General features: G+C 71.5%; 18 protein-coding genes, 1 tRNA gene and 1 pseudogene. 11 read left to right on the top strand and 9 right to left on the bottom strand.

Annotated features, from left to right (window positions below; translation table 11 throughout):
- The first annotated feature begins 24 nt into the window (after window positions 1-24).
- The 3 genes and pseudogenes from ACFWU9_RS17070 to ACFWU9_RS17060 all read left to right on the top strand — a co-directional run bounded on the left by ACFWU9_RS17070 (window position 25) and on the right by ACFWU9_RS17060 (window position 1,764).
- A tRNA-Ser gene (locus ACFWU9_RS17070) sits at window positions 25-93 on the top strand.
- Between the two features lie 87 nt (window positions 94-180).
- Window positions 181-1,421, top strand: a pseudogene (locus ACFWU9_RS17065) (TROVE domain-containing protein).
- Window positions 1,422-1,536: 115 nt separating this feature from the next.
- Complete coding sequence (locus ACFWU9_RS17060) at window positions 1,537-1,764, top strand: hypothetical protein (RefSeq protein ID WP_037784015.1); 228 nt, start codon at window positions 1,537-1,539, stop codon at window positions 1,762-1,764.
- Window positions 1,765-1,836: 72 nt separating this feature from the next.
- Here ACFWU9_RS17060 and ACFWU9_RS17055 read toward each other — a convergent pair whose 3' ends face one another.
- Together ACFWU9_RS17055 and ACFWU9_RS17050 are read right to left on the bottom strand one after the other, a co-directional pair.
- Window positions 1,837-3,108, bottom strand: a complete 1,272-nt coding sequence (locus tag ACFWU9_RS17055; RefSeq protein WP_384319019.1) for a TerD family protein — start codon at window positions 3,106-3,108, stop codon at window positions 1,837-1,839.
- A 64-nt stretch (window positions 3,109-3,172) separates the two neighbouring features.
- Window positions 3,173-3,997, bottom strand: a complete 825-nt coding sequence (locus tag ACFWU9_RS17050; RefSeq protein ID WP_384319017.1) for an NAD-dependent epimerase/dehydratase family protein — start codon at window positions 3,995-3,997, stop codon at window positions 3,173-3,175.
- Window positions 3,998-4,270: 273 nt separating this feature from the next.
- Here ACFWU9_RS17050 and ACFWU9_RS17045 point away from each other — a divergent pair, with 273 nt between their 5' ends.
- Together ACFWU9_RS17045 and ACFWU9_RS17040 are read left to right on the top strand one after the other, a co-directional pair.
- Window positions 4,271-5,230: a 5-dehydro-4-deoxyglucarate dehydratase gene (locus ACFWU9_RS17045; protein WP_384319015.1), complete on the top strand. Its 960-nt coding sequence runs from the start codon at window positions 4,271-4,273 to the stop codon at window positions 5,228-5,230.
- Window positions 5,227-6,414 (top strand): hypothetical protein, encoded by a 1,188-nt coding sequence (locus ACFWU9_RS17040; protein WP_384319013.1) that lies wholly within the window; start codon window positions 5,227-5,229, stop codon window positions 6,412-6,414. The genes ACFWU9_RS17045 and ACFWU9_RS17040 overlap by 4 nt, the downstream gene beginning before the upstream one ends.
- Here the strand turns inward: ACFWU9_RS17040 and ACFWU9_RS17035 are convergent.
- The 6 genes from ACFWU9_RS17035 to ACFWU9_RS17010 all read right to left on the bottom strand — a co-directional run bounded on the left by ACFWU9_RS17035 (window position 6,400) and on the right by ACFWU9_RS17010 (window position 12,314).
- The gene (locus ACFWU9_RS17035; RefSeq protein ID WP_384319011.1) at window positions 6,400-7,623 is read right to left on the bottom strand and encodes an MFS transporter; all 1,224 of its coding nucleotides are present in this window, start codon (window positions 7,621-7,623) and stop codon (window positions 6,400-6,402) included. The two genes, ACFWU9_RS17040 and ACFWU9_RS17035, sit on opposite strands and share 15 nt — an antisense overlap.
- Before the next feature lie 48 nt (window positions 7,624-7,671).
- A complete protein-coding gene (locus ACFWU9_RS17030) occupies window positions 7,672-9,123 on the bottom strand; it encodes a peptidoglycan D,D-transpeptidase FtsI family protein (RefSeq protein WP_384319010.1) in 1,452 nt (483 codons plus the stop codon).
- A gap of 130 nt (window positions 9,124-9,253) precedes the next feature.
- A complete protein-coding gene (locus ACFWU9_RS17025; RefSeq protein WP_384319049.1) occupies window positions 9,254-9,898 on the bottom strand; it encodes a response regulator in 645 nt (214 codons plus the stop codon).
- Window positions 9,899-9,903: 5 nt separating this feature from the next.
- Window positions 9,904-11,238, bottom strand: coding sequence for a sensor histidine kinase (locus ACFWU9_RS17020; protein WP_384319008.1), 1,335 nt, complete (start codon window positions 11,236-11,238; stop codon window positions 9,904-9,906).
- A gap of 73 nt (window positions 11,239-11,311) precedes the next feature.
- Window positions 11,312-11,443 (bottom strand): hypothetical protein, encoded by a 132-nt coding sequence (locus ACFWU9_RS17015; protein ID WP_384319006.1) that lies wholly within the window; start codon window positions 11,441-11,443, stop codon window positions 11,312-11,314.
- A gap of 100 nt (window positions 11,444-11,543) precedes the next feature.
- A complete protein-coding gene (locus ACFWU9_RS17010) occupies window positions 11,544-12,314 on the bottom strand; it encodes an IclR family transcriptional regulator (protein WP_384319004.1) in 771 nt (256 codons plus the stop codon).
- Between the two features lie 150 nt (window positions 12,315-12,464).
- Between ACFWU9_RS17010 and ACFWU9_RS17005 the strand changes: the two genes are divergently transcribed.
- The 6 genes from ACFWU9_RS17005 to ACFWU9_RS16980 all read left to right on the top strand — a co-directional run bounded on the left by ACFWU9_RS17005 (window position 12,465) and on the right by ACFWU9_RS16980 (window position 19,464).
- Window positions 12,465-14,009, top strand: coding sequence for an aldehyde dehydrogenase (NADP(+)) (locus ACFWU9_RS17005; RefSeq protein ID WP_384319002.1), 1,545 nt, complete (start codon window positions 12,465-12,467; stop codon window positions 14,007-14,009).
- A 183-nt stretch (window positions 14,010-14,192) separates the two neighbouring features.
- Entirely contained in the window at window positions 14,193-16,199 is a 2,007-nt protein-coding gene (locus ACFWU9_RS17000; RefSeq protein WP_384319000.1) for a GTP-binding protein, read from the top strand.
- Between the two features lie 98 nt (window positions 16,200-16,297).
- Complete coding sequence (locus ACFWU9_RS16995; protein ID WP_384318998.1) at window positions 16,298-16,987, top strand: DsbA family oxidoreductase; 690 nt, start codon at window positions 16,298-16,300, stop codon at window positions 16,985-16,987.
- Between the two features lie 290 nt (window positions 16,988-17,277).
- Entirely contained in the window at window positions 17,278-17,826 is a 549-nt protein-coding gene (locus tag ACFWU9_RS16990; RefSeq protein WP_384318996.1) for a SigE family RNA polymerase sigma factor, read from the top strand.
- Complete coding sequence (locus tag ACFWU9_RS16985) at window positions 17,823-18,761, top strand: hypothetical protein (protein ID WP_384318994.1); 939 nt, start codon at window positions 17,823-17,825, stop codon at window positions 18,759-18,761. The genes ACFWU9_RS16990 and ACFWU9_RS16985 overlap by 4 nt, the downstream gene beginning before the upstream one ends.
- A gap of 172 nt (window positions 18,762-18,933) precedes the next feature.
- Window positions 18,934-19,464: an LmbU family transcriptional regulator gene (locus ACFWU9_RS16980; RefSeq protein WP_384318992.1), complete on the top strand. Its 531-nt coding sequence runs from the start codon at window positions 18,934-18,936 to the stop codon at window positions 19,462-19,464.
- Window positions 19,465-19,929: 465 nt separating this feature from the next.
- Here ACFWU9_RS16980 and ACFWU9_RS16975 read toward each other — a convergent pair whose 3' ends face one another.
- The gene (locus tag ACFWU9_RS16975) at window positions 19,930-20,247 is read right to left on the bottom strand and encodes an MbtH family NRPS accessory protein (protein ID WP_384318989.1); all 318 of its coding nucleotides are present in this window, start codon (window positions 20,245-20,247) and stop codon (window positions 19,930-19,932) included.
- Window positions 20,248-20,346 lie beyond the last annotated feature (99 nt).

Raw genomic sequence — 20,346 nt, 5'->3', positions numbered from 1 at the left:
TCCTAAAGTCATATCTGTCCAGGTGCGAAGGCGGGACCTACTTCCACTGTTAATGGGGCGGTCGCAGGTTCGAATCCTGCCATCGGCGCACCAAGCCGATGTAGCTCAGTCAGGCAGAGCACCTTGTCGGTTCCACCGGCTCTGATCTCTGGACTTCTCATCGAATTCGGGGGAATTCCCATGGCGCGTTTCAACACCCGTCTTTCCGTGCCCCGCGGCAAGTCGCCCGTGCGTTCGACCGGTGGGAGCACCTGGACCCACCAGGGCGGTACCGGACATTCGCGTGACGCCAAGTCCGAGCTGTTCCTGCTGGCCGTCGCCAACTTCGTTTCCCAGCGGACGTTCTACGAGTCCGGGGAGGACCGGGACGACCGCTTCGCGGCCCTCGTGCGTGAGCTCGCCGTCGCCGACCCCCGGTGGACGGCCGGTCTGCTGGGCTGGCTGCGCCGTGACGGCAACATGCGGACCGCCGGCACCACCCCGACACCGCCGTCCCGCCCGCGTCGAACCGCACGCTCACCGCGCACCGGGAGCTGATGGCACTGCCCGTCGCCGAGCGGCGCGCGGTGGTGACGGGTCCCGGCGCCGCCGAGCGGCTGGCGCAGGCGGGGATGACATGGGAGATGCTGGCCGGCTGGCTCCAGGGTCCGATGGACGCGGCGGCGTGGGAGGCCGTCATCCCCTCCATGGGGCCGATGGCGCTGCTGCGCAATCTGCGGAACTTCGACGAGGCCGGGGTGGGCGACAAGGCCGCGGCGAAGGTCGCCGCCCAGCTGTCGGACCCGGCGGTGGTCGCCCGTTCGCGGCAGTTCCCGTTCCGCTATCTCGCCGCGTACCAGCACGCGCCGTCGCTGCGCTGGTCCTACCCGCTGGAGCGGGCGCTCGGCCACTCGCTGGCCAATGTGCCCGCGCTGCCGGGACGGACGCTGATCCTGGTCGACCGCTCCGGTTCGATGTGGTCGCCGTTGTCGGACCGCTCGGAGCTCAACCGGGCGGACGCCGCGGCGATCTTCGGTACGGCGGTGGCGATGCGTGCCGCCGACGCCGATCTGGTCGAGTTCGGTTCGGGCAGCGACAAGGTGCGCTACCGGCGGGGCGAGTCCGTGCTGAAGGTCCTGGGCCGCTTCGGCAGCCTGGGTGGTACGGACACCTCGCGGGCGGTCAGGTCGCACTACCGGGGCCATGACCGGGTGCTGATCGTGACGGACGAGCAGGCGACGTACAGCCACTACGGGGACCCTACCGAGCAGGTCCCGGGGCGCGTTCCCGTCTACACCTGGAATCTGGCCGGATACCGGGCCGGACACGGTCCCTCGGGTACGCGGAACCGCCATACGTTCGGCGGGCTCTCCGACGCCGCGTTCCGCATGGTTCCGCTGCTGGAGGCGGGTCGTGACGCCGACTGGCCGTGGCTTGAGTAGTCACGGGGGCGGGTGTCCGTGGAGGGGTGTGGGGTCACTGGGGAACGAGTGATCCCGCGGCCCGTCGGTTGTCGGGCATGGCGCGCCGGGTGCCGTTGGGCGCATACTCCAACTAATGACAAAGTCAGCCGGTTCCCGGCGCCACCTGCCGTCCAGTCCCTTCAACCGCCAAGGCCCGGCCTCACCTCCGCCCGAGCACTTCGACGTGGGAGACCGTGTCTCCCATGACCAGTTCGGGTTGGGCAGAGTCATCGGAGTCGAGGGCGAGAACGCCGTGCTCATCGACTTCTCGGGCCGCCAGGGTCGGATCCTGAGCCCCTTCTCCAAACTGACCAAGCTCTGAAGACCCAGGCCTCCGGGCCGCCGCGGTCCCCGTGACCGCGGCGGCCCGTAAAGGCATGTCCGGGACGCCGGTTCAGAGGGACTTGGCCGCGGGCTTGACCATGCCGCGGACCGTACGGGACTTCACGAACTCGCCGACGGCGGTCATCTCCCACTCCCCGGAGTACTGCTTGATCAGCTTGGCCATGATCACCCCGGTCTGCGGCTCGGCGCCCGTCAGATCGAAGCGGACGAGCTCCTCGCCGGTCCGCGCGTCGAGCAGCCGGCAGTAGGCCTTCGCGACCTCGTTGAACTTCTGGCCGGTGAACGAGTTGACCGTGAAGACCAGGCCCGTGGCCTCGGCCGGCAGCCGGCCGAGGTCGACCACGATCGTCTCGTCGTCCCCGGCGCCCTCGCCGGTGAGATTGTCGCCGGAGTGCTTGACCGAGCCGCCGAGGATGGACAGCTTGCCGAAGTAGCAGCTGTCCAGGTGGTTGCGGTTGGGCCCGTACGCGATCACCGAGGCGTCCAGGTCGATGTCCTTGCCGCGGAAGGCGGGCTCCCAGCCGAGGCCCATCTTGACCTGGGTCAGCAGCGGGGCGCCGCCCTTGACGAGCGACACCGTCTGGTTCTTCTGGAGGTTGACGCGGCCCTTGTCCAGGTTGATCTTCCCGGTGCCCTGCGCGGCGGGCGGGGGAGCGGACGGCGGGACGGGCGCCGAGGGGGTGACGGGGGCCGCGACGCGGGGGTCGGGCGCCGTCGGGGCCGGAGCCGAGGGCGGGACGGGCGCGGAGGGCGGCATCGGGGGCATGGGGGTCACCGGAGCCTGCGGGGCCTGTGGCATGGCCGCCGCGGGCGTCGCGGGCTCCTCCACGGAGACGCCGAAGTCGGTGGCGATGCCCGACAGTCCGTTCGCATACCCCTGGCCGACCGCGCGGACCTTCCAGGCGCCGTTGCGCAGATAGACCTCCACGACCACCAGGGCGGTCTCCGAACCCAGACTCGGCGGGGTGAAGGTGGCGAGCGCGCTGCCGTCGTCGGCGTTGCGGATGGTCGCTGTGGGCTCGATGCCCTGGAAGCTCTGTCCCGCCGCGTCCGGGCTGGCCGTGACGACGATCTTCTCGATTCCGGCGGGGACGGCTGAGGTGTCCACCACGATCGCGTCCGGAGCCGTACCGCCGCCGGACCGGTAGGTCACACCCGGGCCCGTCGGCTGGTTGTAGAAGATGAAGTCGTCGTCGGAGCGCACCTTGCCGTCGGCGGTGAGCAGCAGGCCCGATACGTCGAGCCGCACGGGTGCGGCGACGTCCACCGCCACGCGGGTGGCGGAGAGAGGGATGTTCGAGCCGGGGGTCATTGCTGTCATGCCAGGCGTAACGAACGACTCCTCTTTGCCGTTCCCTTACCCTCGTCCCCCTCGCCCGTACGGGTCAGTAGGGCCACTGCGGCGGGTGTGTGCAGAAGTGGCCGCCCAGATGGGCGTGGTCGGGGTTCGCCGGGTCCAGCTCGCCCTGTTCGGCGACGAGCTTGTCCGCGTACTGCTCGGAGTCGTCCTGGGGCTCGTACCCGAGCGCCCGCGCCGTCGAAAGGTCCCACCACAGGCGGGTGTTGGCGGACGAGCCGTAGACGACGGTGTGCCGGACGTCCTCGGCCGTGAGCGCGGCGTGGAAGAGCCGCGCGCCGTCGCCGGGGCTCATCCAGACCGACAGCATCCGTACGGAGGTCGGCTCCATGAAGCAGGACCCGATGCGTACGGAGACGGTCTCCAGCCCGTGCTTGTCCCAGTAGAACTGGGCCAGGTCCTCGCCGAAGCACTTGGAGACCCCGTAGAACGTGTCCGGGCGGCGCGGGGTTTCGATGGGGATCAGCGCGTCCGAGTCGAGCGGGTAGGTGCCCTCGGGCCGTGGTGTGAAGCCCACGGCGTGGTTGCTGGAGGCGAAGACCACCCGCGCGATGCCCTCCTCGCGTGCCGCCTCGTAGAGGTTGTAGGTCCCCTCGATGTTGGCCCGCAGGATCTTGTCGAACGACGCCTCCAGAGAGATGCCGGCGAGGTGGAGGACGGCGTCGACGCCCCGGACGGCCTCCCGGAGCGCGGACCTGTCGCCCAGGTCGGCCGTGATCGCGTCGGGCTCGCCCTCGATGGGAGTGGCGTCGAAGAGCCGGAGCTCGTACCCGTAGGCGGGCAGCAGGCCGCGCATCAGGGTGCCGAGGCCGCCCGCGGCGCCGGTGAGCAGGACGGTTCGCGGTTGAGGCATGGGCGTGAATCTCCTCGGACGTACTGGGGGACGGACGCGAAACGATCAGTATCGATCAGATCCATGGATGTGATTCATATGTGTGGACACGCTAAGGAGTGTCGAAGCCCCCGTCAAGTGTCGCGCGGGGCTGGTCAATCCGCTCGTGGGTTGCGGTTTTCCGTCTTGACCGGCGCCGGGCGGCTGGCCTAGCGTGGCGCTGTTCAGAAATATGGACGCCGATCAGAATTGTGCACGAGCGTGAGTGCTCGACGCACGGCCCAGGGAGCGCCAGTGACCTCAGCCCCGCTCGCCGCCCGTCTCGACAGAGTCACCGGGCCGCTGTTCTTCCCCGTCACCGCGTACGGTCCGGACGGCGCCCTCGACCTCGACGTGTTCCGCGCGCACATCAGGAGCGGCGTCGACGCGGGAGCCGCCGCGGTCTTCGCCTGCTGCGGCACCGGCGAGTTCCACGCGCTCACCCCGGAGGAGTTCGGGCAGTGCGTACGGGTGGCCGTGGAGGAGACCGCGGGAGCGGTCCCCGTCGTCGCGGCCGCGGGCTACGGTACGGCGATCGCCGTCCGGTACGCGGAGATCGCCGAGGCCGCCGGCGCGGACGGCCTGCTCGCGATGCCGCCCTACCTGGTCGTCGCCGACCAGGGGGGACTGCTGCGCCACTACTCGGCACTGGCCGCCGCCACCGGCCTGGAGATCATCGTCTACCAGCGCGACAACGCCGTCTTCACCCCCGAGACCGTCGTCGAACTCGCCCGGGTCGACGGCGTCATCGGTCTGAAGGACGGCCACGGCGACCTCGACCTGATGCAGCGCATCCTCAGCGCCGTACGCACCGCCGAGCCCGGCCGCGAGTTCCTCTACTTCAACGGCCTGCCCACCGCCGAACTCACCGGGCTCGCCTACCGGGGCATCGGCATCAGCCTCTACTCCTCCGCCGTCTTCGCCTTCGCGCCCGAGATCGCCCTCGCCTTCCACCGCGCCCTCACCTCCGGCGACGACACAACCGTGAACAGGCTCATCGACGGCTTCTACCGCCCGCTGGTCGAACTGCGCTCCAAGGGACGCGGATACGCCGTCTCGCTCGTCAAGGCGGGCGTCAGACTGGCCGGTTACGACGTGGGCGAGGTACGCACCCCCCTGAGCGAACCGCAGCCCGCGCACATCAAGGAACTCACCGAGATCGTCGAACGCGGCTACGGACTCCTCGGCGACGGAGAGCCGGAGGCCGGCGCGTGAAGACCTCCGCCTTCCTCTACCCCTGGGACGTCGTGGGCGACCCGGACGCGCCCGCGCGCGTCAGGGACCTCGGTGTCCGGCAGGTGACGCTCGCCTCCGCCTACCACTCCACCCGCGCCCTGACCCCGCGCCACCCGAAGCACCGGATCGTCACCGCCGAGCACTCCGCCGTGCTCTTCCCGCTCGACGAGGACAGCTGGGCGGACGCCGAGCTGCGCCCGTACGCGGCCGGCGACTGGGCGCCCGGCGACGCCTTCGGCGAGGCGGCCACCGCGCTCACCGACGCCGGGCTCGACGTGCACACCTGGGTCGTCCTCGCGCACAACTCCCGGCTGGGCGCGGAGAACCCGGACAGCTGCGTGGTCAACGCCTACGGCGACCGCTACCCCTGGGCCCCGTGCATCGCGCGACCCGCCGTCCGCAGGTACGTCGTCGCGCTCGCGGCGGAGGCCGCCGTACGGCCCGGCGCGACGGGCACCGAACTGGAATCCCTCGGCTGGTACGGGCTCGCGCATCTGCACGCCCACGACAAGATCGGCGGAGTCCCGCTCGGGGAGGCCGCGCAGTACCTCATGTCGCTCTGCTTCTGCGCCGTCTGCCGCGCCGGATACCACTCGCTGGGTCTGGACCCCGACGAGCTGAGGACGGCCGTCAGACGCGCCCTGGAGCCTGTCTGGAGCGGTGCCGAGGCTCCCGGCGGCCCCGCGTCGGGCCGGCCCGCCGTCGAGCGGCTGCTGGGCGCCGACTTGGCGGCCGTCACCCTCGACTGGCGCGCCCGGACCGCGCGTACGCTCCAGGAGGCCACCGTCGCCGCCGTACGCGCGCAGGCGGCCCCCGGCTTCCAGGTGCTCCTGCACGCCGACCCGCACCCCCACCGCACCGGGGCCAACGCCGGGGTCGATCCCGCGCACATCCTCGGCACGGCCGACGGGGTGGTCCTGCCGTGCACGGGCGGCGCCGCGCGGGAGATGCTGGAACCGTTCGCCGCGCACCGCCCCGAATCCGCCGTGCTGGCCGCCAACCTCACCGTCGTGAAGGGCATGGGCGGCAGCCCCGGCACCCTCGCCGACGACGCGGCCCACGCGCGCTCGCTCGGCGCGACCGAACTGCGGCTGTACCACGCGGGCCTGGCGTCGGACGCGGATCTGGCGGCCGTCACCGCCGCGCTCTCAGACCTCGGCTGAGCGGCCCCGGGGCAGCCCTCCGTAGAAGGCGAGGCCGGCCGCCGTCAGCAGACCGATCACCCCGGTGACCGGCAGCAGCACCGTGATGTCGACGAACGCGATCAGTCCCGCGCCCATCGCGAGGGACACCGCGTTCGGCACGTAGATCAGGGTGTTGGCGGTGGCGGCCGTCCGCCCGAGCGCGGCGTCCGGTGTCTCGCGCTGCACCGCCGTCAGCGCGACGATCAGCACGCACGGCAGCCCGATCCCCACCGCCACCGCGCTCGCCAGCACCACGGCGTCGTACGGCAGTGCCCGCAGCCCCACGGCGGCGGCGAAGAGCGCGATGCCACCGGCGGCGAAGAGCCGCTCCGGCATCCTGCGCATCAGCGGACCCGACAGCAGCCCGACGGCGACCGAGCCGACACCCTGGAGCGCGTAGAGCAGACCCACGTACGTAGGAGCGTGCCCGAGGCCCTCGTCGACGACCGCGTAGATCGCCGCGCCGTTCAGCCCCGCGAGCAGCATCGTCACCGATCCCGCCAGGACGAGGGGCCGCAGGACGGGCGAGTCCCGCAGCACCCGCGCGCCCTCCGCCGTCCGGGACAGCCAGCTCCCGGTCCGGTCCGGCACCGGCTTCTCCTCCCGCACCCGCATCAGGGCGAAGAGCCCCGCCGAGAGCGCGAACGTCGCGGCGTCGAGCAGCGCGACCGTCCCTCCGCCGTACGCCGCGTACAGCCCGGCCCCGGCGAGCGGCGCGAGGAGCTTCATGCCCTCGTTGGCCGTCATCCGCAGCCCGTTGAAGTCACCGAGCAGCCGCTTGTCCAGCGCGGTCGCCACGAGGGCGGCCTCCGCCGCGTCCTGCACGACACCGCTGACGCCGTACACGACCAGCACCGCGAACAGGATCCAGATCCGGTCCGCCGAGTCCACCACGAGAAGCAGGGGCAGCAGCGCGGCCATGGCGAGATTGCAGAAGATCAGCAGCGGTCTGCGCCGCAGCCGGTCGGCGACGGCCCCCAGCAGCGGGCCCACCAGCGTCGGCGCCCACATCGCGAAGACGGTCAGGGCCGCCAGACTGTCCGACCCGGTGAGGGACTTGACCCAGATCCCGCCGACCAGCCACATCGCCGACGTACCGAAGCCGGACACGACCACGCCCGACAGATACAGACCGGCGTTGCGGTCCCGAAGGACCGTGCCTATCGCCCAGCTTTTCCCCGTCCCCATCGGCACATCCTGGCACGGAGGCCCCGGCGCCCGCGGGGGCGTGCCCTCTCAGCGCAGGGCCGCCTCCATCATCCGCTTGGCGACCGGCGCCGCCAGACCGTTGCCGCTGACCTCCGAGCGCGCCGCGCCCGAGTCCTCGACCAGGACGGCCACCGCGACCTCCTTTCCCGTCGACGCGTCCTTCGCGTACGAGGTGAACCAGGCGTACGGCGTCCGGCTGTTGTCCACGCCGTGCTGGGCCGTGCCCGTCTTGCCGCCGACCTCCACGCCGTCGATACGGGCGTTGGTGCCCGTGCCCTCGTCGACCACCGTCACCATCGCGTCGCGCAACTGCTCGGCCGTCGACGACGAGACGATCCGCCGCGACGCCCCGTCCTCGTAAGAGGTGAGCGTGTCGCCGCCCGCGTCCACGACCTCGGAGACCATGTGCGGCTTCTCCAGGACCCCGTCGTTGGCCAGCGCCGACGACACCATGGCCAGCTGGAGCGGCGTGGCCGTGACCTCGAACTGGCCGATGCCCGTCAGCGCCGTCTGCGCGTCGTCCATGCCCGACGGATAGACGCTCGCGGCGGCCCGCACCGGCACGTCCTGCTCGCTGTCGTTGAAGCCCATCGCCGACGCCATCGCGCGCACCTTGTCCTCACCGAGGTCGGCGGCCATCTTGGCGAAGACGTTGTTGCACGAGTACCGGAGCGCCGTGCGGATCGTCGCGTCCTCGCAGGGCGCCGACCTGTTCTCGTTCTCCAGCACCGTGCTCGTACCGGGCAGGGTGAACGGGTCCGGGCTCTGGGTCCGGGTGTCCACCGACCCGTAGAGACCGTCCTCCAGCGCCGCCGCGGCCACCACCAGCTTGAAGGTCGAACCGGGCGGCAGCGGCTGGCGCAGCGCCCGGTTCACCATCGGCTTGTCCGGGTCGGCGTTCAGCCGGTTCCACGCGTCCCCGTCGGTCGTGCCGCTGATCGTCGACGGGTCGTACGACGGCGTGCTGACCATCCCGAGGATCCTGCCCGTCGCCGGGTCGATCGCGACGGCCGCGCCCTTCTTGCCGCCCAGCGCCTCGAAGGCGGCCTTCTGCACCGCCGGGTCGATCGTCGTCAGGACGTCGCCCGGCGCGGTCCGCCTGCCCGTGAGCGCGTCCAGAGGATTCTTCAGCCGGGGGTCGGTGCCGTCGAGAATGTGCGCGTAGATGCCTTCGAGCTGCGTGGAGCGGTACGCCTGTGAGCTGTAGCCGGTCACCGCCGCGTACAGCTCACCGTCCGTGTAGGTCCGCTTGTACTTCAGATCGTCGCTGCCCGACGTCCTGACGGACCCCGTCACGGGGGATCCGCCCACGACGATGTCGCCCAGCGGCCCGGCGTACTGGTCGATGAGCGTGCGTCGGTTGCGTTCGTTGTCCGCGAGGGCCCTGCCCTGGTATGCCTGCACCCAGGTGGCCCGCACCAGCAGGGCCAGCACCAGGAGCAGACAGACGACCGCGGTGCGCCTGATTGTCTTGTTCATCCCGTCCCGTCCGTCCGAGATCAAGGACGAACGGGACACGGCCGGGTGTTCCGCCGCGAGCCTCTTCTCAGAAACTCTTCATACCGGGCGGCGGCTCCTTCCCAAGGAGGGGCCGCCCGGCGGGGCCGGATCACCTCGGGCTGACGAACCCCGACTCGTACGCCGCGATCACCGCCTGTGTACGGTCCCTGACCCCGGTCTTCGCCAGCACCGCCGCCACGTGCGACTTCACCGTCGCCGGACCGACCCCGAGCCGTCCCGCGATCTCCGCGTTCGTCAGACCGGTCGCCATCAGCCGCAGCACGTCCGCCTCGCGCTCGGTCAGCCGGCGCGCCCAGGACGGCGGCGGTGGCTCCCTGCGGGCGTACTCCGCCGCCAGGCCCCGCAGCGCGGCCGGGAAGAGCAGCGAGTCGCTCCGCGCGACCAGCCGGACCGCCTGGACGAGGTCCTCGGCCGCCGCCCGCTTCAGCAGGAACCCGGACGCGCCGACGCGCAGCGCGTCGTACACGTAGCTGTCGTTCTCGAAGGTCGTCACCACCACGACGCGCGGCCCCGGGCCGTCGTCGCCGAGGATCCGCTCGGTCGCGCGGATCCCGTCGATCTCCGGCATCCGCACGTCCATCAGCACGACGTCCGGGCGGACGGCGCGCACCACCGAGACCGCCTCCGTGCCGGTCGCCGCCTCGCCGACGACCGTCATGTCCGGCTCGGCCTCCAGGATGACGCGCAGCGCCGTACGGACCATGCGCTCGTCGTCGGCGAGCACCACCCGGATCCCGTTCACCGGCGCGTCCCCCGGGGGCCGCCGTCGGCGGGCAGCGGGAGGGCGACGGCCAGCCGCCACAGCGGGCCGTCCGGTCCGGCCTCGGCACTTCCGCCGAGCAGCGCGGCCCGCTCGGCGACGCCCGGCAGCCCGCGCCCGCCGCCGGGCCGTACGACCGGCGCCGCGACCGACGGGGACGGGGAGCCGGGCAGCGGATTCTCCATCGTTATCTCCACCTTCTCGGCACCCAGGGCGACATGGAGTGTCACGGGCGCGGCCCCGCCGTGCCGCAGGGCGTTGCTCAGCCCCTCCTGGACGATGCGGTACGCCTCGCGCGACACCGGCTCGGGCACCGCCGCGACATCGGTCCCACCCGCGACGGTCAGGGCGACGGGCACCCCGCAGTGGGCCAGCAGCCCCTCCAGCGCGTCGAGCGTCGGCCCGGAGGCGACGCCCGCGCCCGCGTCGGTCTCGTCGCCCTGCCGCAACACGCCGAGTACGGAGTCCAGTTCCCCCACCGTGCGCCGGGTGGTCTCCTCGATCGCGGTCAGCGCCTCCCGTACGAACTCCCGGTCCCCCGGCGCGTCGCTGTCCAGGATCCGGCGCGCCGCGCCCGCCTGGAGGGTCACCGCGCTCAGCGCGTGGCCGACCGAGTCGTGCAACTCCCGGGCGAGCCTGTTGCGTACGGCGAGATCCGCCGCACGGCGTTCGGCGGCGGCCAGCCGGTCGGACGGTGTGGGCCCGAGCAGCACGGGCGCCAGACGGGCCAGCAGCGCGCCCGCCACCGCCGCGCACGCGGCCAGCGCGACGAGCGACAGGAGGCCGCCGACCGGCGCGAGAGCCATGGCCCACCCGTGGCGGAAGACGCGGGGCATCCCGAGCCGGGACTCCCGCAGCGCCGACAACAGCGGCAGCGCCATCAGCGCCACCGCGAACGGCGGCACCGCCAGCGACATACCGCTGACGATCCCGCCGAGTCCCACGTGCAGGGTGTAGAAGCCGGCCGTCCGCACCCTCGCCGCGCGCGAGCGGGCGGGACCGTCGGCCAGCGCCCCCTCCGCAATCCCGCACAGCGCCCGCGCGGCGGCCACCGACAGCGGCCGTACGAGGGGGAACAGCGCGCTCGCGGCGGCGATCGGCAGAGCGACCGCGAATGCGCCGAACTGGAGCGCGAGGGAGTCGGTGAACAAGCCTTCCGTGCCGATGAGCGGGCCGACGATCACCGAGCCGAGCAGCCAGTACGGCATCAACAGCGCGCCGCCGAGGATCAGATGGGTCCAGCGCAGCCGCGCGCGTCCGCCGACCAGAGGACGCAGGAGGGCCGTGGCCGACCGCCGGAGCAGGGCCTTCATGTCGCGCGGCGCCGCAGGACGGGGACGGCCGTGCTGAGCGTCAGGAACCCGGCGAGCATCGACACAGCGTAGGTCAGCACCGTCGGCCGGGCGGCCCGCCCGCCGGTATCCGTACGGAGGTCGTCGTGGGAAGGTCCCCGGCGGCGCCCTGCCGGAGACGGCCCCAGCGGCGCCGCGCGTACGGCACCAGCGATGTCCGGGTCATGCCCCACACCCTTCCGGCCGCGCGCCGCTCGCACCTCCCGCGCCCCGACGATCCCCCTCCCCCGCACGGGGGAGACGGACCGTCCTTGAGAGGGAGGCGATCAGAGCCTGCGGGTGGCCAGCGTCAGACGGTCGCGCGCGTCGAACAGCGCGTCCTTGATCATCTGTTCGTGCGCGGGCGTGAGCCGCGCCACCGGCACCGAGCAGCTGATCGCGTCACGCGCCGGCGTCCGGTAGGGGATCGCGATACCGAAGCAGCGCAGCCCGAGGGTGTTCTCCTCACGGTCCACGGCGTACCCCTGCTCGCGGATCGTGTTCAGTTCCGCGATGAGCTTCTCGCGGTCGGTGATGGTGTGCTCGGTCAGCGGCGACATCGTCTCGGGGAGCATCTTGCGCACCTGCTCGTCGCTGTGCGTGGCGAGCAGCGCCTTGCCGAGCGAGGTGGAGTGCGCGGGCAGCCGGCGGCCGACGCGGGTGAAGGGCCGCAGATAGTGCTGCGACTGCCGGGTGGCGAGATAGACGACGCTCGTGCCGTCGAGACGGGCCAGGTGGATCGTCTCCGTCGTGTCGTCGGAGAGCCGGTCCAGGGTGGGGCGGGCGGCGGCCACCACCTCGTCACCGTCGATGTACGACGTGCCGACGAGCAGGGCCCTCACGCCGATGCCGTACCGCGTGCCGGTCGCGTCGGTCTCCACCCAGCCCAGCTCGACCAGGGTCCGCAGCAGCATGTAGAGACTGGACTTGGGGTAGCCGACCGCTTCCTGCACCGCGGCGAGGGAGTGCATCCCGGGGCGTCCGGCGAAGTACTCCAGCAATTCCACCGTACGCACGGCGGACTTGACTTGTGCTCCACCCGTTTCCGCAGCCGACATTGTCCCTCGCCCCTCACTTGACCACTCTTGACCACATGGAACGCACAGAAATAGAGTCCCCTTGGATTCATCATCAGGAACTCTGTTCAGAATACCGAACAGCCCCTCGGTGATGACAGCGGACGACACAGGAATTGGAAGGAAGCCGCGGTGGCAGCAGTACCAGTCTGGAGTGTCGACCCCCGAACCGGGAAGCCGCGTGAGCAGGTCGCGGTCGAGGCCACGGCCGAGGAGGTCGACCGCGAAGTACGCCGCGCCCACGCCGCCCGGCCCGCGCTCGCCGACCGTACCGCGCGTGCGGCGCTTCTGCGCACGGCCGCCGATCTCCTCGACGAGTCGAGGGCGTTCCTCATCGAGGCGGCGGACGCCGAGACGGCGCTGGGACCGGTCCGGCTGACCGGCGAACTCGCGCGTACGACCGCCCAGTTGAGGGCCTTCGCGGAGGTCGTCGACGAGGGCGCGTTCCTCGACATACGCATCGACCACGCCGACGCCGACCGCACGCCGCCCTGGCCCGACCTGCGGCGCTGGAAGGTGCCGCTCGGCGTCGTCGCCGTCTACTCGGCCAGCAACTTCCCGTTCGCCTTCTCCGTCCCGGGCGGCGACACGGCGAGCGCCCTCGCGGCGGGCTGCCCCGTCGTCGTCAAGGCGCACCCCGACCACCCCGCCACCTCCGAGATCTGCGCCGCCACCCTGCGCAGGGCCGCCGCACAGGTCGGACTGCCCGAGGACGTGGTGGTCCTGGTGCACGGCTTCGAGGCCGGTGTGGAGCTGGTGAAGCACCCGCTGGTCGCCGGGGCCGGCTTCACCGGTTCCGTACGCGGCGGGCGCGCCCTCTTCGACGCGGCGGCGGCCCGGCCCACCCCGATCCCCTTCCACGGCGAACTCGGCTCGCTCAACCCCGTCGTGATCACCGGCGCCGCCGCGGCCGAGCGCCCCGAGCAGCTCGGCGCCGGTCTGGCCGGCTCGATGACCCTCGGCGAGGGCCAGTTCTGCACCAAGCCCGGCTTCGTGCTCGTCCCGGAGGGCGACGCCGGCGACACGCTGCTCAAGTCGCTGACCACGGCCGTCAGCGAGACCGAGCCCGGCGTGATGCTCGACCACCGGATGCGCGACGCGTTCGTCGCGGGCGTGCGCGAGCGCGCCGAGCTGCCCGACGTGGCCGCCCCCATCACCCCGGGCGCCGGCGGCGACCACACCGTCAGCGCGGGCTATCTGACCGTACCGGCCCGGCACCTCGCCGCCGAGGGGCCGCACGATCTGCTCCTGGAGGAGTGCTTCGGCCCGGTCACGGTCGTCGCACGCTACGGCTCCGACGCCGAGATCGGCGCCGTCCTCGGCCGCCTCCCCGGCAACCTCACCGCCACGCTGCACCTCGCCGACGGCGAGGCCGAGGACGCCGAATCCGGCGCCGCGCGGCTGCTCGCCGATCTGACGCCCCTCGCGGGCCGCGTCCTCGTCAACGGCTGGCCCACCGGCGTCGCCGTCGCCCCCGCGCAGCAGCACGGCGGCCCCTACCCGGCCTCCACCTCCACGTCGACCTCCGTCGGCGCCACCGCGATCGAGCGCTGGCTGCGGCCCGTGACCTACCAGTCCACGCCCGCCGCGCTGCTCCCGCCGGAGCTGCGCGACGACAATCCGGCGGGTCTCCCGCGCCGGGTGGACGGCCGCGCGGAGCCGGCGACCGCCCCGTAGACCCGCGACACGCGACCCCCGACCGCCCGGTAAATCGTTTGCCGGGCGGCCGGGGGTTTGCTGTACTCCCCGACGTCGGCCTCCCGGCCGGCCCGTCGAACACCCAAGGAGTCGTCATGCGCCGAGCGTCCGTGTCCATCCAGCGGAAGGAAATCCTCGCCCATTCAAAGGACATGACGCTTAGTGAGTACGCTCAACCTGGGAATTCTGGCCCATGTCGACGCCGGTAAGACCAGCCTGACCGAGCGGCTGCTGCACGCCGCCGGAGTCATCGACGAGATCGGCCGTGTAGACGACGGAAACACCCAGACCGATTCCCTGGCGCTCGAACGCCAACGCGGCATCACCATCAAGTCCGCCGTCGTCTCGTTCGCCATCGACGACGTCACCGTCAATCTCATCGACACCCCGGGACACCCTGATTTCATCGCCGAGGTGGAGAGGGTGCTGAGCGTTCTCGACGGCGCCGTCCTGGTCGTCTCGGCCGTCGAGGGGGTCCAGGCGCAGACCCGCGTCCTGATGCGGACGCTGCGCAGGCTGCGCATCCCCACCCTCGTCTTCGTGAACAAGATCGACCGGGTAGGCGCCCGCCACGACGGACTCCTGCGCGATCTGGCCGCCAAGCTGACGCCCGCGATCGTCCCGATGGGATCGGTACGCCGGCTCGGCACGCGCGGGGCCGGTTTCACCCCGTACGGGGCGGCGGACCCGGTCTTCTCCCCGGCCGGCGAGCTGGCCGAGCGGCTGGCGGAGCAGGACGACGCCTTCCTGGCGGCGTACGTCGAGGACCCGGCCCGTCTCTCGTACGACACGCTCCGCCGCGAACTGGCCGCACGCACCGGCCGGGCGCTGATCCATCCGGTGTACTTCGGCTCGGCCGTCTCCGGCGCGGGTGTGGACACGCTCACCCGCGCCATCAGGGAACTGCTGCCCACCACGTCGGGCGACGAGCAAGGACCGGTCTCGGGCTCGGTCTTCAAGGTCGAGCGCGGCGCGGCCGGCGAGAAGATCGCGTACGTGCGGATGTTCTCCGGCGCGCTGAAGGTGCGCGACCGGCTGCCGGTCGGCGACGGCGAGGGCAGGATCACCGCGATCACCGTCTTCGAGGACGGTACGTCGGTGCGCCGCGCCTCCGTCGGCGCGGGCCGTATCGGCCGGCTCTGGGGACTGCACGACATCCGGATCGGCGATGTGCTCGGCGACCCGTCCGGGGCCACCGCGGCCCGGCGCCACTTCTCCCCGCCGACGCTGGAGACGGTCGTCGTCCCCGGCGAAGGGACGGACAAGGGCGCCCTGCACGCCGCGCTCACCCAACTGGCCGAGCAGGACCCGCTGATCGATCTGCGGCAGGACGAGATCCGGCAGGAGATCTCGGTCTCCCTCTACGGCGAGGTGCAGAAGGAGGTCATCCAGGCGACCCTCGCCGACGAGTACGGCGTCGACGTCACGTTCCGCGAGACGACGACGATCTGCGTCGAAAGGCTCGCGGGAACGGGAAAGGCGGTGGAGGTCATGGGAAAGGAACCCAATCCCTTCCTCGCGACCGTCGGACTGCGGGTGGAACCGGCCCCGCCCGGCAGCGGTGTGGAATTCCGGCTGGAGGTCGAACTCGGCTCCATGCCCTACGCGTTCATGAAAGCCATCGAGGACACCGTGCGTCTCACCCTGAACGAGGGGCTGTACGGATGGGCGGTCCCCGACTGCGTGGTCGTACTGACCCGCTGCGGCTACGCGCCCCGGCAGAGCCACGCCCACGGCACGTTCGACAAGAGCATGTCGAGCACGGGCGGCGACTTCCGGCTGCTGACCCCGCTGGTGCTGATGGCCGCGTTGAAGGACGCGGGCACGACCGTCTGCGAGCCGATGCACCACTTCCGCCTGGACGTGCCGGCCGACACCTACGGAGCGGTCCTGCCCGCCCTGGCCCGGCGGCGGGCCGTGCCGCACACGCCGTCCACGGACGGGACGTCGTACGTGGTGGAGGGAGAGATCCCGGCGGCCCAGGTGCACGCGCTGGAGCAACTGCTTCCGACGCTCACGAGCGGCGAGGGCGTCCTGGAGGCCGTCTTCGACCACCACCAGCCGGTCACGGGACCGCCGCCGACCCGCTCCCGCACCGACCACGACCCGCTCAACCGCAAGGAGTACCTGCTCAGCGTGGTGCGCCGGGTCTCGGCCGGGGCGCGGTGAGGAGAGGGAGAGGGCCGGGAATGGGGCGCCTGCCGGACGGGTTGCGGTAAGAGCGGAGGGAGGCTCCGCACAGACCTGTCCTGGAGAGAAGCAGACACATGCGCGTGGAGATCTGGAGCGACATCGCCTGCCCCTGGTGCTACATCGGCAAGGCCCGGTTCGAGAAGGGGCTCGAATCCTTCGAGCACCGGGCCGATGTCGAGGTGGTGCACCGCTCCTTCGAGCTCGACCCCGGGCACGCCAAGGACGAGGTCGCTCCCGTGGTCGACATGCTCGCCGCCAAGTTCGGCCGCTCCCGGCAGGAAGCGGTCGCCATGGAGGAGCAGGTCGCCTCGCACGCGCGCTCCGAGGGGCTCGGCTATCTCGTCGGCGACCGGGACCACGGCAACACCTTCGACATCCACCGGCTGCTCCATCTCGCCAAGCTGCGCGGCCGGCAGGACGCGCTGCTGAGCGCCGTCTACCGGGTCAACTTCGCCGAGGAGCGCTCGGTCTACGACACGGAGACGCTCGTCGACCTCGCCGTGGAGGCGGGCCTGGACGAGGCCGAGACACGGGTGCTCCTCGGGGACCCGGACGCGTTCGCCGACGAGGTACGGGCGGATGAGCGGGAGGCGGCCGAACTGGGCGCGACCGGCGTGCCCTTCTTCGTCCTCGACCGCCGCTACGGCGTCTCCGGCGGCCAGCCCGCCGAGGTCTTCACCCAGGCGCTGGAGCAGGCGTGGCAGGGACGGGCGATCACGCCCGTCGGAGACGTCGAGGGGGACGGTCGGCCGAAGACCAGGTAGGTAGGACCGGCCCGCCGCGGCCGGTACCCGGACGGGTCGCACCCCGGGTCGGGGTGGCGGCCGGCGGGCCCCGGCCCCGCGGCGCCCGGACGGCAGCCGCGGCACTCCGGCGTCCCGCCCGTCCCGTCGCCGGCCCATCCAGGCTGCCCCGGAGCCCCTTCGGCGCACATGAGACGCGGCCCGGTCCGCAGGACCGTCTCTGGCGCGCCCGCGTTCGAACCCGGCGCCGGATCCCGGACAGGCAACCGAATCCGTGAAAACGGTGGTCTGGGGGGCGAGGGGGGTGCTTGATGCAGGCAGAACTAGAGGTGCAGTTCCAAGAATTCGTCAGAACGCGTTGGTCCCATCTCGTGCGGACCGCGTATCTGCTCACCGGCGACGTGCACCATGCCGAGGACCTGACGCAGACGGCGCTGACCAAGGCGTACCGCTCATGGCGGCGCGTCTCGCGCAGCGACAGTCCGGAGGCGTACGTCCGCCGGATGCTGGTCAGTTGCAACAGCGACCGGTTCCGCAAGCGGCGGGTGGCGGAGGCGCTGACCGCGGCGCCGCCGGAGGTGGCGGGGCGGGACGAGGCCGTCTCCCGGGCGGACGAGCGCAGCGCCTTGCTCGCGGCGCTGGCCCAACTGCCGCCCGGACAAAGGGCGGTGGTCGTCATGCGCTACTGGGAGGACCTGTCCGAGGCCGAGGTCGCCGAGGTGCTCGGCTGCTCCCCCGGCACGATCAAGAGCCAGGCATCCAAGGGACTGGCGAAGTTGCGTACACATCAGGGGCTCGCGCAGGTCATGGACGGACATGACCGCGGCCGGGCCTCGTCCAGGCAGGGAGGCGGCAGATGAACGAGGAGTACGAGCGGCAAGACCCGGGAATCGACGGGGACTTCGAGGAGCAGCTGCGCGGCCTGCTCGCCGAGGACGCGTACACGATCCGGCCCTCGCCGGCGCCGTATCCGGCGATCCGTCACCGGAGCTCGGTCGAACGGCGGCGCTGGATGGCGGCGGCCGGCGCGGCCCTGGTGACGCTGGCGGCGGTACCCGTGGCGGCGTACGCGCTGACCGGTGGGGGTACGGGCGGGGACACGGCGGCGCCGACACCGTCGGTCGGCGTCCTGCGGCAGACACCGACGCCGTCCGCGTCGCGGTCGGGGCCCGCGCGGCCCGCCACGGAGGGCCAGCTGCTCGACGGGATCACCTTTGAGGAGGCCGCCGGCGGGCTGGAGGAGTGCCTCGCCTTCGACACGTCCCACACAGGCGGCGAGAACAGTGCGTTCGACACGGAACCGGGTGCGGCAGACGGCTTCCGGATCATCCTGGCGATGAACAGCACCGGTGACTCCAACGCGCCCGGTGACGGCATGTACGTCGTTGCGGTGAAGGAGCGGCCGGAGCAGGTCCGGCTGATCTGCAACATCAGGGACGGCGGGGCCCAGGGCAACAACATCAGCACGGGCTCCGACGATCCGCCGGACGCCCGTCCCGTGAGGGCCGATATGAACGGAGGCCGGCTCTACCAGCAGTCGTTCCTCGACCGTGGCGACTGGAAACTCCCGTTCCGCTGGGGCGTCATCGGCAGGGTCGAGCCGTCGGTGGCCCGAGTGACCGTCTCGTACGGCGACGCCACCAGTCAGGCCGCCCTGGACCACGGCTGGTTCGTGGCCTCCGGGAACCTGAACCAGCAGGTCACCGCGGCCCCGCATATCAAGGGGTACGACGCCGCGGGCAAGCTGGTCTACGACTCCGGCCAGGACAGGTACTACCAGAAGACGCTGCCGTAGGGCCGGGGGGCCCGCGAGGCGTGATGGCGGATCAGATCGCTGAGCTTGAGGGGGGAAGGCTGTGTTCCGTAGGGGTTCGGAGTCGGTGGTTCGTCCGGGGGGGGTGTCGGGTGGGGATCCGTGTCGTGGTCAGGTTCTGACGACGGGGGTGGGTCTGCGGATGCCGGTGGGGTTGGCTTTCGAGGACTGGGAGCGGGCGGGCCGTCAGTTGTCGGGGATTGTGGATTCGTCTTCGTGGTGGCTGGGGGACTGGCTGGTTTACGGGAAGGACCATTATGCGGACCGGTATGAGCGGGGGGTTCGCGCTGCGGGGTTGCGGTATCAGACGCTGCGGAATTATGCGTGGGTGTCGCGTCGGTTCGAGTTGGGCCGGCGGCGTGCGGGGCTGAGTTTTCAGCATCATGCCGAGCTGGCTTCTTTACGGGTGGATGAGCAGGAGGGGTGGCTGGACCGGGCCGAGGAGTTGGGCTGGACGACGAAGCAGTTGCGTGGGGCGGTCCGGCTCGCGCGTGAGGACGGGGTGGCGGAGGTCGGGCAGGCGGAGGTTGGGCAGGCGGTGGCGACCCGGCGGCTCGCTGTGCCGGGCAGTCGTCTTGAGTGGTGGCACAAGGCGGCGGAGCGGTCCGGTATCGATTTCGATGTCTGGGTGCTCGCCGCTCTGGACAGTGCGGCGGAGCGGCTTCTCGAGGATGCCGGGGAGTAGACGGGGGCAACGCCTGACCGGGTGGGACCGGGTGCCGTGCGGACCGGTGGAGGTCGCAGCAGGACGGTTCCCGTCTCCGGCGTCCTCCCGTGCGGATCAGCCCGGTGCATATGCCCGAGCAGCGTGGCACCCGACAGGTCGTCGGACCATGAACCCCGTCATCTGCGGATCGGGGATGACGGGCGGATGGGTCGCAAACGGGTCCGCGGTGGAGTCGCCGCTCGTTGTCGCAAGGGCCAGTGGATTGGCGTCGATCAGGTCTACCATGCATGATTCGTCTGGCTCGCGGTACGGTTCCGATTCGCCGACGCCATCAATGTGTTGAGTGTCCGGGGCAATTCGGAGTCGGGGGGCGCTGTCCTGTCGCCAGGACAGCTGTCACGGGTGCGTGGTGTGCCGGGCCCTCTTGAAAAGGTGGCTCCCGGTCCTTTCGGGTTGGCGTTGCCGCGTTCTTTGGCGTAATTCTCAGTACGCTTCTCCCGGGTGACCGGCCGCGATGTTCGAGACGGTCAGCGGCATGTGTGAAATGGGTGCGGGACCCTCGGACAATCGGATGCCGGGCGAGTTGTTCCGAAGTCCCGCACGCACCGGACACCGCCGGACCCGCCCCTCGGGGGGCGGCGCCACTTCGGAACAACCCGACGGTGCCGCGCCAGGGCGGCGAACGTTGCCCAGTGCGCCGCCGTCGCCTCGCGCAGGCGAGGGCCGCAGGGAGTGCTGCTCCTCCTCGTTCACCAGGACGTGGAACCGGCCGTCCGCGTCGTCGAACGGGTCGCTGCTCATGGACCACTCCAATTCAGCGCGCTCACCATGGACTTCCTTTCGGGAAGCGCAATCGCATTCACCGGCCGGAGGGGAGTCGCGGACCACTGAACGGAAAAT

The sequence above is a fragment of the Streptomyces sp. NPDC058653 genome (genome assembly GCF_042716895.1).
Lineage (GTDB): Bacteria > Actinomycetota > Actinomycetes > Streptomycetales > Streptomycetaceae > Streptomyces.
Note: the sequence above shows the minus strand (reverse complement) of the source record. Positions and strands in the feature narration are given on the sequence as shown.

Excerpts from the sequence above, each read along its gene's own strand:
- ACFWU9_RS17060 (WP_037784015.1), top strand. The coding sequence starts at position 1,537 with ATGACAAAGTCAGCCGGTTCCCGGCGCCACCTGCCGTCCAGTCCCTTC.
- ACFWU9_RS17055 (WP_384319019.1), bottom strand. The coding sequence starts at position 3,108 with ATGACAGCAATGACCCCCGGCTCGAACATCCCTCTCTCCGCCACCCGC.
- ACFWU9_RS17050 (WP_384319017.1), bottom strand. The coding sequence starts at position 3,997 with ATGCCTCAACCGCGAACCGTCCTGCTCACCGGCGCCGCGGGCGGCCTC.
- ACFWU9_RS17035 (WP_384319011.1), bottom strand. The coding sequence starts at position 7,623 with ATGGGGACGGGGAAAAGCTGGGCGATAGGCACGGTCCTTCGGGACCGC.
- ACFWU9_RS17030 (WP_384319010.1), bottom strand. The coding sequence starts at position 9,123 with ATGAACAAGACAATCAGGCGCACCGCGGTCGTCTGTCTGCTCCTGGTG.
- ACFWU9_RS17020 (WP_384319008.1), bottom strand. The coding sequence starts at position 11,238 with ATGAAGGCCCTGCTCCGGCGGTCGGCCACGGCCCTCCTGCGTCCTCTG.
- ACFWU9_RS17015 (WP_384319006.1), bottom strand. The coding sequence starts at position 11,443 with ATGACCCGGACATCGCTGGTGCCGTACGCGCGGCGCCGCTGGGGCCGT.
- ACFWU9_RS17010 (WP_384319004.1), bottom strand. The coding sequence starts at position 12,314 with ATGTCGGCTGCGGAAACGGGTGGAGCACAAGTCAAGTCCGCCGTGCGT.
- ACFWU9_RS16995 (WP_384318998.1), top strand. The coding sequence starts at position 16,298 with ATGCGCGTGGAGATCTGGAGCGACATCGCCTGCCCCTGGTGCTACATC.
- ACFWU9_RS16990 (WP_384318996.1), top strand. The coding sequence starts at position 17,278 with ATGCAGGCAGAACTAGAGGTGCAGTTCCAAGAATTCGTCAGAACGCGT.
- ACFWU9_RS16985 (WP_384318994.1), top strand. The coding sequence starts at position 17,823 with ATGAACGAGGAGTACGAGCGGCAAGACCCGGGAATCGACGGGGACTTC.
- ACFWU9_RS16975 (WP_384318989.1), bottom strand. The coding sequence starts at position 20,247 with ATGAGCAGCGACCCGTTCGACGACGCGGACGGCCGGTTCCACGTCCTG.